The organism is Klebsiella oxytoca (genome assembly GCF_009707385.1).
Taxonomy (GTDB): domain Bacteria; phylum Pseudomonadota; class Gammaproteobacteria; order Enterobacterales; family Enterobacteriaceae; genus Klebsiella; species Klebsiella oxytoca_C.
Genome location: NZ_CP046115.1, coordinates 3072312 through 3086427, shown reverse-complemented (window position 1 = coordinate 3086427; position 14116 = coordinate 3072312). Strand labels below are relative to the sequence as shown.

At 56.3% G+C, this 14116-nt stretch carries 17 protein-coding genes; 2 read left to right on the top strand and 15 right to left on the bottom strand.

Annotation, left to right across the window (positions count from 1 at the left end):
- Positions 1-25: 25 nt before the first annotated feature.
- The 12 genes from cspF to GJ746_RS14340 form a co-directional block, all read right to left on the bottom strand.
- Positions 26-238, bottom strand: a complete 213-nt coding sequence (gene cspF, locus GJ746_RS14390) for a cold shock-like protein CspF (protein WP_154680825.1) — start codon at positions 236-238, stop codon at positions 26-28.
- 171 nt (positions 239-409) lie between these two features.
- Positions 410-580: a YnfU family zinc-binding protein gene (locus GJ746_RS25420; RefSeq protein WP_216356110.1), complete on the bottom strand. Its 171-nt coding sequence runs from the start codon at positions 578-580 to the stop codon at positions 410-412.
- Between the two features lie 607 nt (positions 581-1187).
- A complete protein-coding gene (locus tag GJ746_RS14385) occupies positions 1188-1328 on the bottom strand; it encodes a hypothetical protein (RefSeq protein WP_004102786.1) in 141 nt (46 codons plus the stop codon).
- Positions 1329-1480: 152 nt separating this feature from the next.
- Positions 1481-2446, bottom strand: a complete 966-nt coding sequence (locus GJ746_RS14380) for an ABC transporter ATP-binding protein (RefSeq protein WP_154680824.1) — start codon at positions 2444-2446, stop codon at positions 1481-1483.
- Positions 2443-3423 (bottom strand): ABC transporter ATP-binding protein, encoded by a 981-nt coding sequence (locus tag GJ746_RS14375; protein ID WP_154680823.1) that lies wholly within the window; start codon positions 3421-3423, stop codon positions 2443-2445. Before GJ746_RS14375 ends, GJ746_RS14380 begins: the two co-directional genes overlap by 4 nt.
- Positions 3420-4367 (bottom strand): oligopeptide ABC transporter permease, encoded by a 948-nt coding sequence (gene opp4C, locus GJ746_RS14370; RefSeq protein ID WP_413773404.1) that lies wholly within the window; start codon positions 4365-4367, stop codon positions 3420-3422. The genes GJ746_RS14375 and opp4C overlap by 4 nt, the downstream gene beginning before the upstream one ends.
- Positions 4367-5326: an ABC transporter permease gene (locus GJ746_RS14365; protein ID WP_154680822.1), complete on the bottom strand. Its 960-nt coding sequence runs from the start codon at positions 5324-5326 to the stop codon at positions 4367-4369. Before GJ746_RS14365 ends, opp4C begins: the two co-directional genes overlap by 1 nt.
- Positions 5327-5369: 43 nt before the next feature.
- A complete protein-coding gene (locus GJ746_RS14360; RefSeq protein ID WP_154680821.1) occupies positions 5370-7073 on the bottom strand; it encodes an ABC transporter substrate-binding protein in 1704 nt (567 codons plus the stop codon).
- A gap of 149 nt (positions 7074-7222) precedes the next feature.
- Entirely contained in the window at positions 7223-8269 is a 1047-nt protein-coding gene (locus GJ746_RS14355; protein WP_154680820.1) for a methionine ABC transporter ATP-binding protein, read from the bottom strand.
- A gap of 63 nt (positions 8270-8332) precedes the next feature.
- A complete protein-coding gene (locus GJ746_RS14350) occupies positions 8333-9109 on the bottom strand; it encodes a MetQ/NlpA family ABC transporter substrate-binding protein (protein ID WP_154680819.1) in 777 nt (258 codons plus the stop codon).
- Positions 9110-9131: 22 nt separating this feature from the next.
- The gene (locus GJ746_RS14345) at positions 9132-9806 is read right to left on the bottom strand and encodes a methionine ABC transporter permease (RefSeq protein ID WP_154680818.1); all 675 of its coding nucleotides are present in this window, start codon (positions 9804-9806) and stop codon (positions 9132-9134) included.
- A 1-nt stretch (position 9807) separates the two neighbouring features.
- Entirely contained in the window at positions 9808-11031 is a 1224-nt protein-coding gene (locus GJ746_RS14340; protein ID WP_154680817.1) for an SfnB family sulfur acquisition oxidoreductase, read from the bottom strand.
- 154 nt (positions 11032-11185) lie between these two features.
- Here GJ746_RS14340 and GJ746_RS14335 point away from each other — a divergent pair, with 154 nt between their 5' ends.
- A complete protein-coding gene (locus tag GJ746_RS14335) occupies positions 11186-11329 on the top strand; it encodes a hypothetical protein (protein WP_154680816.1) in 144 nt (47 codons plus the stop codon).
- Positions 11330-11338: 9 nt separating this feature from the next.
- Here the strand turns inward: GJ746_RS14335 and GJ746_RS14330 are convergent, their stop codons facing one another.
- Entirely contained in the window at positions 11339-11977 is a 639-nt protein-coding gene (locus GJ746_RS14330) for a CatA-like O-acetyltransferase, family 1 (RefSeq protein ID WP_154680815.1), read from the bottom strand.
- Between the two features lie 30 nt (positions 11978-12007).
- Positions 12008-12391: a VOC family protein gene (locus tag GJ746_RS14325; protein WP_154680814.1), complete on the bottom strand. Its 384-nt coding sequence runs from the start codon at positions 12389-12391 to the stop codon at positions 12008-12010.
- 99 nt (positions 12392-12490) lie between these two features.
- Between GJ746_RS14325 and GJ746_RS14320 the strand changes: the two genes are divergently transcribed.
- Positions 12491-13261 carry a DeoR/GlpR family DNA-binding transcription regulator gene (locus GJ746_RS14320; RefSeq protein WP_154680813.1) on the top strand — a complete coding sequence of 257 codons (771 nt, stop codon included), beginning with the start codon at positions 12491-12493 and terminating at the stop codon, positions 13259-13261.
- 22 nt (positions 13262-13283) lie between these two features.
- Here GJ746_RS14320 and GJ746_RS14315 read toward each other — a convergent pair whose 3' ends face one another.
- Positions 13284-13913, bottom strand: coding sequence for a LysE family translocator (locus GJ746_RS14315; RefSeq protein ID WP_154680812.1), 630 nt, complete (start codon positions 13911-13913; stop codon positions 13284-13286).
- Between the last annotated feature and the right edge of the window lie 203 nt (positions 13914-14116).

Sequence of the window (14116 nt, the reverse complement as noted above, 5' to 3'; positions counted from 1 at the left end):
CAATATTCGGAGTTTTTTGATCTTTTTAAGAAAGATAGACGTTGGCGGCGGTGGGGCCACGTAGTCCATTTACCCGACGAAATTCTACGCGGATTCCGGGGCTGATTGTGCTGGGTTCACCGGGGGATAATGCGGAAATATGCACCTGAACATCTTTACGGCCATCGGAGGGAATTATCAGGCCTTTGCCTGTTTTATTATCAAATGTTTTGACAATACCTGTCATTTTTTGGAACAAATAAATACCTTTTAAATATAAAAACCGCTTCGACTATACAGTAAGCGGGCGGGAAGTCTATTCAAATCGAAATAAAACCCGCGCAGGCGGGCTTTTCCTGGTCAGAAAAACCATCGGCGTTAGCCGACTATTGCTCACAGAGGTGGGCAATCGGTATCTGGCAAGTGATAATTAAGCTGCGGAGCGTGACGAAGACTGGAAAAGTTTATGGCAGTAGGGGCAAATGAGTTGCGCACCTTTTTGGACCCGGCTGAAGCTGTGTTCTGAATCCTGAGAGCAGTTAGGGCAGGAACATTTTACGAGATAATTACGGCGAGTTTTAGCGTCTTTGCGTTCTGACATATGATATTTCCTGATTTAAGGGCTTATGACCATACAGCATTCCGCAACAAATAGCTCGAACTCATTTACCGAAGATTATTTTCCAAAGATGGTGGCCGGGTGGTTTGCGGGCGAAATCCGAAGATCGTCTTTAACGAACGCCGCAAAAGAGTCATTTTTCCCCAGAGTTTTGTGATTCACATTACCCATTTAAAATGAAATCTTTATTAGTCAATCATGAAGGTTTTGCTGATTAATTCAGAGAATAGTTTTCTCCATAAATAGCCAGATATTTTTTTTGCTATCAAACGACGTTTTGCCGGTTTTTTTATTAAACCGCCTGGCTAACTCTGTCAATAAAAATCACGGCATTTTACGCTTGATAATAGTTTGAGTGCACCCTGTGAAAACCAGGAATATAGATTTTTTCACCCAGGCTATTCATGCAGGAAATTAATGTGGCCCGGTAAATAACACTATATTTAACCCGGTCGTCATTGCCTGCTCGTCTATCCAACCCTTGCTAAAGAACAGGCTATGACTACCACAGCGAGGGACGAAAGCGTCTTATGAAAATAGAGGAGGGGCGCAAGGTTAAAAAAAACCGGCGCAGTCGCCGGTTTGGTCATTAGATTTTACATGCGTCGCCGCAATCATCATCGGCAACGATGGCCTGCGCTTTTTTATCGGCATCTTCAAGGCGTTCAGCGTTGCGCTCCTGCGCTTCTTCCAGCCCGCTAAAAACCAGATTATCGAGATCAATTTCCATGAGTTACCCATTTAAGTTCTGTTTTGACCGACAACAAGTATAGGCAAAACGCCAGGGGGATGCATCCGGCATGAGCCCGGTTAGCACATAGCGATAAGCGGGAAGAGAGGTTCAAACCGTTTATCATCAGCTTAGCCAGCTCCGGGCAGGCGTTAAACCGCATGACAGGCGACGTAATGACCGTCGGCAGCTTCTCTTAAAAGCGGAATATCGCGATGGCAGCGGTCGCTGGCCTGCGGGCAACGGGAGGAAAAGCGGCACCCGGAAGGCGGCCGGGACGGGTCGGGGATTTCACCTTGTACTACAGCTACCGGTTCGCTGTTCGGGTCGAGGGTTGGTACCGCCGCCAGCAGTGCCCGGGTGTAAGGATGCAGAGGCCGACTGAATAGCGCATCGCGGCTGGCGGTCTCCACCAGCTGCCCGAGATACATCACCGCTACGTCATCGCACAGATGCTCTACCACGCCAAGGTCGTGGGAGATAAACAAAAACGTTACCCCGTGGTCGTCGCGCAGGTCGGAAAACAGATTAATAATCTGCGCCTGAATCGACACATCGAGGGCCGAAATCGGCTCATCGGCAATAATAAAATCCGGGTTTAAGATAAGCGCCCGGGCAATACCGATGCGTTGACGCTGGCCGCCGGAAAACTCGTGCGGGAAGCGGTTGTAATGCTGTGGCGACAGCCCGCAGATGCGCATCACCTCAATGGTTTTGTCATACAGCTCTGCCCGGCGGCAGAGCTTGTGCTCCAGCATCGCCTCGCCGATGGCGTCACCGATGCGGATACGCGGGTTTAACGAACTGTAGGGATCCTGAAAGACCAGCTGCATTTTCGGGCGCAGCGCGCGCATCGCCTGCGGCGACAGTTCAGCAAGCTCCTGACCGCAAAATTTTACGCTGCCTGCGGTTTTCTCGTACAGCCCCAGCAGCGTGCGGCCAACGGTGGTCTTACCGCTGCCGGATTCGCCCACCAGGCCAAAAATCGTTCCCCGGCGGATCTTAAAACTCACGCCATCCACCGCCCGCAGCTCGCCGGTCTGCTGGCCGAATAGCCCATCGCGCAGCGGGAAATGTTTTTTCAGCCCATCCACTTCAATCACGTATTCATGACTCATACTCTCGACTCCGCGAGTTCACTGTAAAAGCAGGCTGCCTGCTGGATTTGTCCCACCAGTGGCGGAACACTCTGGCGGCAGCGCGCGGTCGCTTTTGCGCAGCGCCCGGCGAAGGCGCATCCGGCGGGCAGGGCGGCGAGGTCCGGTACCTGACCGGGGATCGAGTAAAGGCGTCGGCGGCGTTCCCCCGCTACCGGACGCGAGGCAATCAGCCCCTGGGTGTAGGGATGCTGCGGGTTGCGCAGAATAGCGGCGGTCGCGCCCTGTTCGACGATGCGTCCGGCGTACATCACCACAACGCGTTCGGCCATCTGCGCGATAACCCCGAGATCGTGGGTTATCAACATCAGCGCCATCCGGTGGGCCCGCGCTCGTTCGCGCAGCAGGCGCAGGATCTGCGCCTGCACGGTGACGTCCAGGGCGGTGGTCGGCTCGTCGGCAATCAGCAGCTTCGGCCGGCAGCTCAGCGCCATGGCGATCATTACCCGCTGCAGCATGCCGCCGGAAAGCTGATGCGGATAGCTGGTCATCAGGCTTTCCGCCCGCGCCAGCCCGACATGGGTGATTAACTGGATAGCGTGCTGCCATGCGGCCCTCGGCGATTCACCGCGGTGGCGAATCAGCGGTTCGCACAGCTGCTCGCCGACGGTGAGTACCGGATTGAGGGCGGTCATCGGCTCCTGGAAAATCATCGCCAGCTGATTGCCGCGCAGATCCGCCATACGGGCGTTGTTCAGCCGCAGGAGGTTCTGTCCTTCGAAAAGAATTTCCCCGCCGTCAATGCGCGCCGCCTGCGGCGGCAGAAGGCCCATTAACGACATGGCGGTGACGCTTTTACCGCAGCCGGACTCGCCGACCACGCCAACGGTCTGCCCGGCGTGGATAGTGAACGATACCTCCTGTACCGCGCGTACCCGGCTTTTTTCGGCGGCAAAAGAGACCGAAAGCTGATTAAACGTGATTAACGGGCTGCTCATTTCAGCCTCTGCTTCATTTTGGGATCCATGGCGTCGCGCAGGCCGTCGCCCAGCACGTTAATGGCAATGACGGTGATAAAAATGGCGATCCCCGGCGGCATCCACAGCCAGGGTCGGCGTTGAAAATCGATCAGGCTGTTGGCGGCGTCCATCATATTGCCCCACGATGGCGTCGGCGGCACGACCCCAAGCCCGAGGTAGCTGAGCGCCGACTCGCTGAGGATGGCGTTAGCGACCGCCATAGTCGCCATCACCACCAGAATCGGTATGGTGTTGGGCAGCAGATGACCAAACAGGCGTCGTCGCGCCGACAGTCCCAGCACCTGGGTCGCCAGCATAAAGTCGCGCTCGCGCAGGGAGAGACACTGCCCGCGCACCAGCCGCGCCAGCTTCGGCCACTCCAGCAGGCTCAGCATGATTACCACCATATAAATGCGTGAATCCGGAGAAAAATCGAGCTCTGAGAGCATCGCGCCCGCCACTATCAGCAGCGGCAGGCCGGGAATGGTCATCACCAGAGCGGCAAAACGCATAATGAGTTTATCGGTCAGGCCGCCTGCGTACCCCGCCAGCGCCCCGAGCAGATAGCCAAGGGCGACCGACAGCAGCATGGTCAGCAGACCAATAATCAGCGAAATACGTCCGGCCAGCAGCAGGCGGGTATAGATATCGCGGCCGAGAAAATCGGTGCCCAGCCAGTGCTCCGCGCCGGGCGGTTTGTTGATCATTAGCGCATCGGTGGCATCGTCTTGCCACGGCGACCACAGCGGACCCAGTACGCACCACAGCGCCATCGCTGACAGCAGCAGCAGGCACAGCATCGCCAGACGGTTGCGGCGCAGCGCCCGCCAGGCCTGATGCCAGGGGGACGGGGTCACTTGGGCCAGCGCCGGGATTTCCGCCTTGCGCAGGCGTCGGCTGGAAGAAAACAGAGAGCTGAGCATCAGGACCTCACGCGAATGCGCGGGTCGGCCCACGCGTAGAGCACATCGGCAATCAGGTTGCCAAGAATGGTCAGCACCGCCAGAAACAGGGTGAAGCCCATTAAAACCGGGTAGTCGCGGGCGGCCAGCGAATCAATGTGAATATGTCCGGCGCCCGGCCAGTTAAACACTTTTTCAGTGATGATCGCCCCGGAGAACAGACCCGGCAGCTCGAAGCCAAGCAGGGTAATTATCGGCAGTAGGGCGTTACGCAGTGCGTGCTTCAGGATAACCGTGCGTTCGCGCAAACCTTTGGCGCGTGCGGTACGGATGAAGTCCATTTTCACCACATCGAGCATGCTGGCGCGAAAATAGCGGGTCAGGCTACCCGCCTGCAGCATCACCAGCGCCAGAACCGGTAGCACCAGATGGGCGGCGACCTGCAATACATAATTCCAGCCGCTATCGTCGCTGCCGGTATTGGTCATGCCGCCCACCGGCAGCCAGTGCAGATCGACGGCGAACCACTTGATCAGCAGCAGACAAAGGAAAAAGGTCGGGAACGACATGGCGGCGAAAACCGCGACGCTCACCAGATGATCGAACAGCGAGTCAGGCTTCAGCGCCGAGACCACGCCCACCGTCAGGCCAATCCCCCAGTAGAACACCAGCGCCACGCTTGCCAGCAGAAAGGAGTTCCAGATGTACTGGTTGAGCAGCTGGCTGACGGGGATCTGGTACTGCAGCGAGAACCCGAGATCGCCGCGCAGCAGCTGGCCAAGCCAGCGGAAATAGCGGGTGAGCAGCGGCTGATCCAGACCGTAAATCGCTTTCAGCTCGGCGGCGCGGGCGGCGGTCAGATTGATATTACCGTCGATAAAGTCGCCCGGCGTTTTGGCGAACAGCATAAAAATAATAAAGGAAGCCAGCAGCAGCATCGGCAGCGTTTGCAGCAGCCTTCTCAGGATGAAATTTCTCATGACATTCTCGCGTCAGCCGCCGGGAGACCCGGCGGCCGGGGATTTACTTAACGATTTTGACATCCGGCAGGCTGCCGGTCAGGCCGTTGTAGATATCCGGTTTGAAGCCGGTGACCCGGGCGCTGCTGGCGGAGAGAATTTCGCGATAGCCGAGCAGGATAACCGGTGGGTCCTGCGCCAGCACCTGATACAGCTGATGATAGATAGGCTTACGTTTCTCGACGTCGAGCACCGAGTTGCCTTCGGTAATCAGCTTATCGACCTGCGGATTGCTATAGCCGGACTCTTTCGCTTCCGTACTGTAAAAATCCCAGACGCCATCGTGCGGGTCGTTAAGGGTGCTGGTGCTGAACGACGCCAGGTCGTAATTACCTGATTTACGCTGCGCCATCAGGGCGTTGAAATCGACGACCTGCGGCTTTAACAGGACGCCAATCTGCTGCCAGTTCTCTTTGGCGATGGGGATCAGCGCATCGTTGAGCACTTTCTTGCTGGCCAGCAGGGTTAACTCCAGACGTTTGCCATCTTTGACACGGATACCGTCCGGCCCCGGTTTCCAGCCGGCTTCGTCAAGCAGCTTTTTCGCCTGCTCCGGGTCATATTTATACGGGTTCACCCCGTCGGGGTTGTAAGCCCAGGAGATCGGCGCGATAGGCTCGATCGCCACTTTACCGTAGCCCTGGTAGACCACATCAATCAGCTTCTGGCGATCGAGGCCGTATATCAGCGCCTGGCGCACCTTTACGTCCTGTAATGCCGGGCGGCGGACGTTGAATTCGACCTGGCTGTAGTCGCTGGAGCCGTAGAGGTTGATGTTGGCAAAACCGAGCATTTTTAGCTGTTCAATATCATCAGGACGCGAGGTAAAGGCGTCGTAGTCGGTTTCACCCGTCTGGAATAGCTGAAAGTTAGTCGACGGATTCGTCACGCGATAAATAAAGCGCGGAGTGGGCGGGGTTCCGCGATAAAAATGGCTATTGGCGTGGAAACGAATCTCCTGACCGGGAATATATTTGTCGTAAACGTAAGGGCCGTTGCCCAGCGGTTTACCGTGCAGGGTGCGCAGATAGTCAAGATTGCCGCGCTGGTAGCCTTTACCGTAATAGGCTCTGGAGAGGACCGGACCGCCAATTTTTGCCAGCGTCGTCGCGCCCGGCTGGCTGGTGGTGACCTGCAGCGTTAAGGGGTCAAGCACTTTCAGACCGCTGACGCTATCGGCTTTTCCCGCTTTGTACTCCGCGCCGCCGGCGATATTGGCGAGGGTGATATCGGTATCGCCGTCGTATTTCGGGTCCAGCAGCACGGTGAGGGTAAAGGCGACATCCTCGGCGGTCAGCGGCGAACCGTCGCTAAAGGTCAGGTTGGGGCGCAGCCTGATGGTGTATACCTTGTAGTCCGGGCTCACCGTCCAGCTTTCGGCGAGGCCCGGCACCAGTTTGCCATGGCTGTCCCAGTCGATCAGGCGTGAGAAAATCACGTTGGTGACGTTCTCATCCCAGCCGTTGACGAAAAAGTAAGGGTTAAAAATACCCTGCGGCTCGGAAATACCTGCCACAACGGTATCTTTACGCAGCTTCGCGGCCGCGGGGATCTGGCTGGCATCGCTGGCCGGGGTAATCCCCTCCTTTAAAATATCGTCGGCGATGGCGACGGAAGAAAATGCCACCGCGCCGCCGAGAAACGCGATTTTCAGAGCAAGCGCGAACCGCGTTTGTTTGGTTTTTAACCCGTGCAGTAGTCTGGACAAAAGTGCTCCCTCATCAAATGATTGCGTGAGATATTTACAAATCATGACGCAAGATAAGAGGCGCATCGCGGCCTGTCTAACACCGAAAGGCTATGGCTTATAGCGATTTAGCATTAGTAATAATCCAGCATTAATCTGCCATTTTTGTGCTAAGCGCCAGCATTCTCTGCTGTGCGCTCGTCGGATAAGGTTAAGCGGTCCGCCACCCAGCCGGATTGCTGCTGGAGGCCGGGGTCAGCCAGCGGTTTCGCGAGGCGTACCCGCAGTTGACCGATAACCCGTCCCTGAATCTGCTCGCAGCTACCGTACAGCAGTCGCGCGTCGTCGCCCAGCAGGGCGGCGATATGCTGTAAGTTGGGTTCATGCCCGCTGCTGCCGTCAAAATGCAGCGTGACCAGCTGCTGACTGCCGGTTAGCGGCGAACGCTCATCCGCGCGATCGTGATGCAGCGTGCCGAGCATACTTTGCGTGACTTCATGCCGGGGATGGCCAAATACGCGCCACACCTCGCCCTGTTCGATAATTTCTCCGCGCTCGAGCACGGCGACCCGATCGCAGAGGGTGCGAATGACGTCCATCTCGTGGGTGATCAGTACGATAGTGAGTCCGAGGCGCTGATTAATCTCTTTCAGCAGCTTCAGCACCGCCAGGGTATTTTCCGGGTCGAGGGCGGAAGTGGCTTCGTCACACAGCAGGATCTCCGGCTGTGTGACCAGCGCGCGGGCGATGCCGGTACGCTGCTTCTGACCGCCGGAAAGCTTCGCCGGCCAGCTGTCGCGCAGGGCGTTGAGTCCGACCAGTTCGAGGATCTCCGCAACCCGTTTCTGCCTTTCCGCACGCGGCACTCCGGCCATTTTCAGCGGCAGTTCAACGTTTTGCGCCACCGTTTTGGTGGCCATTAAATTAAAGTGCTGGAAAATCATCGCCACCCGGCGGCGCAGATCGCGAAGATGGCTGCGGGAGTAGCGCCGCGTGGGTTCGCCGTGAATGATAATCTCGCCGCTATCGGCGTTTTCCAGGCGATTGAACAGGCGCAGCAGGGTTGATTTTCCGGCGCCGCTGCGCCCGATAATGCCAAAGATCTCTCCCTGATTGATCTCGAGGTTAATATTGCGTAGCGCCTGCACGCCGTTGGGGTAGGCTTTACTTATCTGGCTTAACTGTATATGCGTTCTGGCGGTGAGTTTTTGCGTCACGGTAGCGTACCCGGTTAACGGAATTAAACGGCAGCCCGAAAGCTGCCAACGGAGAGTGAACGGTTAAAAACCGGGCAAAATTTTGCCTTTATAGCGGGTGAGGATGAAGTTACGCACGCTATCTGAATGCAGGGCTTTCGCCAGTTTCTGAATGCCTGGGTCGTTGATGTTGTCCGGGCGCGCCACCAGATACTCGACGTAAAGATCGCTGCCTTTTTCCACCAGCAGCGCCTTGTCGGTATCAATCCCGGCCTCCAGCGCATAGTTGGCGAAGATAAACGCCAGATCGACCTGATTTACCGCCCGCGCCAGCATCGCCCCTTCCAGTTCGCGAATTTTAAAATGGTGCGGATTGGCAATAATATCTTTGGTCGCCGACTGCGGATCCTGCGGGTTTTTCAGGGTAATCAGCCCGGCGTTGCTGAGCATTACCAGCGCGCGTCCGGTATTCACCGGATCGTTCGGAATAGCAACGGTAGCGCCATCCGGCACCTCTTTGATGCTGTTATATTTACCCGAATAAGCGCCAAAGGGTTCAATATGCACGCCGACCACCGGCAGCAGAGTGGTGTGGCGGGTCTGGTTGTAGTTATCGAGGAACGGGCGGTACTGGTAGTAGTTGGCATCAAGGTTTTTTTCCGCCAGCTGCTGGTTTGGCTGGATAAAGTCGTTGAAGACTTTGATTTTCAGGTCGACCCCCTGTTTCGCCAGCTCCGGCTTCACAAATTCGAGAATTTCGGCATGGGGAACCGGCGTTGCGCCCACGGTCAGCGTCTCGCTGGCGCTGACGGATAAAGAGAAGAGGGCCAGAAGCCCGGCTGCGATAGTCGTTTTTTTCATTGTCTTATTCCTGAATCTGTCGTTATTTACGGCTCATCGCCTTTACCAGACGATCGCCGCTCATTTGTAGTATCTGCACCAGCGCAACCAGCAGCAGGACGGTTATCACCATCACATCCGTTTGAAAGCGCTGATAGCCAAAGCGAATGGCCAGGTCGCCCAGTCCGCCGCCGCCGATCACTCCGGCCATTGAGGTGTAATCAACCAGTAAAATCGCGGTCACGGTAACGGCGGCAATGAGCCCGGAGCGGGATTCCGGCAGCAGGGTGTGCCAGATGAGCTGCCAGGTATTACCGCCCATCGACCAGCTGGCCTCTACCAGCCCGTGCTCTACTTCCCGCAGCGCGGTTTCCACCAGCCGGGCAAAGAAGGGCGCGCAGCCAACCACCAGCGGCGGAATGGTGCCTTCAACCCCGAGCGAGGTACCGGTAATCAGCGTTGTCACCGGGATCATCACGATTAATAAAATGATAAACGGCAGCGAGCGCAGAACGTTGACTCCCAGCGACAGCAGGCGATAGAGGCGCGGAGCGTGCAGTAGACGCGGCTGGCCGCTGAGATAGAGCACGATCCCCAGCGGCAGACCAATCAATACGGTAAAGCTCAGCGACCAGCCCAGCATAGTGAGGGTGTCGAGGCTGGCCTGCGCCACGTCCTCCCAGTCAATATCAGCGAAAAAAGCCAGCGCGCTGTTCATCTCAGTTCCAGTCATGACGTTGCGGAGGAATGCCGTTAAGTACCCAGTTGCCCAGCAGCTGATATTTCCAGCGCACCGGATCGTGCAGGGTATGGACGCGCCCGTTGCGCCAGTGGCGATCGAGGTTCAGGCTGTTGCTGGTTGAGCGGGTGCCGCTAAGTTCGAACAGGCGGCTGGCGGCCTCCAGCGCCGCTTCGGTGGTAAAGACCTTAGCGCGCGCCACGGCGACAGACGCCTGCGCGACGTTCTCCTCGCTCAGATCGTATTTGTAGCGATCGAGCACTTTTCCGGCCCGCTCCAGCAGCGCATCGGCGGCGGCCAGTCGGCTATCGAGCTGGCCGATGTGATAGATAGTCAGCGGGTCTTCGCTGGCGCGCTCGACGCCGGCATCAATCCACGGGCGGGCGAATTCGCTGACAAAGCTCACCGTGTCGTTAAGCGCCGCCCGGGCGATACCCAGATCGATGGCGGCGGTAGTGAGCTGGGCAAATGGCCCGGCAAGGGTTGGGGTGGCGTAGGATTTCCACGTCGGGAACAGATGAAAAGGCTGCACGGCAAGATCTTCCGCCAGTACCGTCCCGCTGGCGGTGGTACGCTGCCCGAGGCAGGCCCAGTCATCGACCACGGTAAGCCCGGCGGAGTCGCGCGGAACAAACGCCAGCTGGGCGTTATTCTCAGCATCCAGCGCCAGAATGCCAATCCAGTGGGCATAGAGTGAACCGGTGCAATAGCCCTTACGACCGGAGATCCGCAGACCTCGGTCGCTGGCCTCAAGACGAGTGCGAATATCGAGCACCGTCTTGCCGCCGGTTTCCGAAAGCGCGTTGGCAAAGCGATAGCCTTTCAGCACCTGAGCGAAGAAGAATGCCTGCTGCTCCTGGCTCCCCTGCAGACGAATATCCTCCAGCAGGCAGTAATGGTTCTGCGGTATCTGTCCCAGCGACGGGTCGGCGGCGGAAATAATTGCAATCACCTGGGCCAGCGTCGCGGCGGAAACTTCGGCTCCGCCCCATTGCCTCGGGACGGTGATCCCCCACAGGCCGCTGTTGGAATAGGTGTCGATAATTTCCGCCGGTACGATGCCGCTGCGATCGCGTTGTGCCGCGCCGGGCTGCAGCACCGCGGCAATCTCATGGGCGATAGCGATAGCTTCGTCATCGCTGCGAATAACGTGCGCCTTTGGAAGCTGGCGGGTGTAATGAATGATTGGTTTATCGTCGGGCATAGTCACTTCTCATGGTTAAACAAACGGCATATGCAAAAATTAGCTAACTAAATACTTAATGATTCCAGTGGGTTATATGACAGCTGAAGCAAAGGCTATGCCAGAACGTTTTTGAGATTTAAAATTTTAATAATCAATGAGATAGGTTTTTATCTTGGCTGAGATGCTGCTGCAATTGCAACCTGAATTCACCAGGGTGTTGGATTTGCAACAGCGTGGAAATGAGGGGCGCGCCTATCGCCCCGGAAGACCGGGGCAGGATGTGGATGAAAGAGGAAGTGATGCCGTGCTGGCGTAAGCGGTTTGTCTAGCGCGAATGCCAGAGGGTATCGGGCTCGGCAAAAGCCTCTTCGACGAGGGCGAAAAAGCGGCTGGCGTGCAGGCCATCGACAAAGGCATGATTAAATTTCCCGGCAACCGGGACAATACCGTTTTTAAGCTTGCCCCAGGTGAGCGCAGGTACCGCTGCGCCGACGAAATATTCGGCGTGGGTGATCGCGCTGAAGTGCAGCCACGGCAGGCAGCTGGCGCAGATAAAATTTTCGCCGTCGACGATCAGCGGCGCCGGCGCGGTGCGTTTTGCCGCTTCAATATTTGGCGTAGCGGCACGGCTAAAGGCGGCAAAATCGGCGGCATTGTCGCACCAGACCTGGCGAAAACCTTCCTGCCCGGTCATCACCGGCGTCATCACCGCCAGCTGGTCATATTCGATAATATCGTCATCCAGCAGCCGCTGTTTAAGCTGCGGCACGCCGTTAGCCGCGCGAACCAGCGCATAGAGCGCCAGCTGGAAAAAAGAGACATCGCGGTCCTTCGCACATTCGTATAGCCGCTGCGCTTCTATGGGAACGCAAAGATTAAAGCTGGGGTTGGCAAAACCGCGATAGAAATCAAAATGATCTTTTCGCGGCCAGTTTTGTTTATCGATTACGCGATAGTTGGCCACCGGTGTCTCCTGTCTACAGAATTTCTTTAACTATGCGATGATTTCAACCAGGTTGCCATCCGGGTCTTTAATCACCGCCTCATAGTAGCCGTCTCCGCTGGTTCGCGGCGGAGAAACCAGAATCCCCTGCGCAGCGGCGCGTTTCGCCAGCATATCCACGTTTTCAGCGCCACCAACCGCGATCGCCAGATGAACCCAGCCAGTATGGTTATTATCCACCGTCTGGTCGACAAGTCCCGGTTTGGTCATCAGCTCAATGGAAATGTCCTCGCCAATTTTGACAAAAAAGGACTCAAAGCCGGGGTTGTTTTTGCTGCAGTACTTTTCATTAATTTCGCCGTCGAAAAACGAAACCCAAAAACGGGCCTGCAGGTCAAGCTGGCGGGTCCACAGGGCGATGTGACCAATTTTCATAGTAAACCTCTTCATATTCATAGGGTATGTTGACAGTCAGGGTAATAATGCACGATTATGCACTTTGTTGCTCGTTGAAGATTTCATCAGGAGTTATTTGTGCTCGATTATGCAGCTTTCCCCAAACAACGACAAGCGCTTATTTGCCAGATCTTGCAGGAGAACGGCAGAGTGGTTTGCGCAGAACTGGCCAGCCGTCTGAACGTCTCTGAGCATACGATTCGTCGTGATTTACATGAGCTTAGCCGCGAAGGCTACTGCAAAAAGGTCTACGGTGGCGCGGTGATGACCCTGCCTGAGGCGGGTGACTACAGCGCGCGGAAAGAGAAGAATACGGCGACAAAAAGCAGAATCGCGCAGAAATGCGCAAAGCTGGTGAAGCCCGGCGGCTGCATTTTTATCGACACCGGTACCACCAACCTGGCGATGGCGGAGGCGCTGCCAACCGAGCTGGCGTTAACGGTGGTAACCAATTCCCCCGAGATTGCCGCGGTATTGTTAAAAAAGCCGCTCTATGACGTGGTGATGCTTGGCGGCCAGATCCAGCGTGGCAGCGGCGGCTGCGTGGGAGCCTCGGCCGTCGCGCAGATTCAGGGCATGCTCTTCGATCAGGGCTTTATCGGCGGCTGTGCGATGGCGCCGGAATCCGGGCTGACGGGGTTCGACTATCCCGACTGCGAATTTAAAAAAGCGGTGATAAAACAGTGCAGCGAGATTATTGTTGGTCTGACTTCCGATAAGATCCCGGCGGTGGCGCGCTTCGTGGTGGTCGACAGCAGCGCCATTGATGTGCTGGTGGTTGAGGAGAACATCAGTCGGGAATATCGCGACGCTTTTAGCGAACACGATATTCGTATTTATACCGTTTAGCGGGGAAATCAGAGCCGTGGGCTTACTTTGACCACGATGTGAAAATCAGGCGCAGGCCGAGCGCGCCAAGCACCGTGGCGGTGACGATATCAATCTTATGCTTCATGCGCAGATAAACGCTACGCGGTCTGGCGGAAGAGAGCACCAGGGCCACCAGCGAATACCAGCTGACATCAATCAGAAAGCTCATCAGCGGCACGATATAGTAGAAGGACAGCGGAATGCGTTCCGGCAGCAGAGCGGTAAAAATTGAGGCGAACACCAGCGCCGTTTTGGGGTTGCTGAGCTGGGTATAGAGGCCATCGCGGAACGTTTTGAATAGCGAATGTTCCGCCGCCATGCCGCCTGCGGCAAAATCCATCGGCTGCGCCGCGCCGCGATAAATTTTATAGCCCAGCCATAACAGATACAGGCCGCCTGCGACCTTCAGGCCGATAAACATCTCCGGCACCGCCGTCAGGATTTTTTGCAACCCCATCATCGCCATGATTGAAAAAATGGCGGCCCCCATACCGGTTCCCAGAGCGGTGACCAGGCCATGGAGCCTTGAGCGCGCGACGGCATTGCGGGCGACGTAAATAAAGCTCGGGCCGGGACTGATAACGCCCATAATGAGTACTGCGGCAATAGCCATCAGGCTGGATAAGTACATAAACGCTCCTGGTTGATGTTGAGCGCTAAGTCGTCTCTGGCTCCCGCTCATGATGGTTTTCTCAAGCAAAAAATAAACAATATTGAACGCTCTGTCACCTGGCTTTGTGGGGCGATGGTTAAGCTGATATTCGAATAACGATTCCCATTTCGCGCGTCGGTGATAAACTGGCTAAATGTGATCTTTGTCATATCGTCATTAAA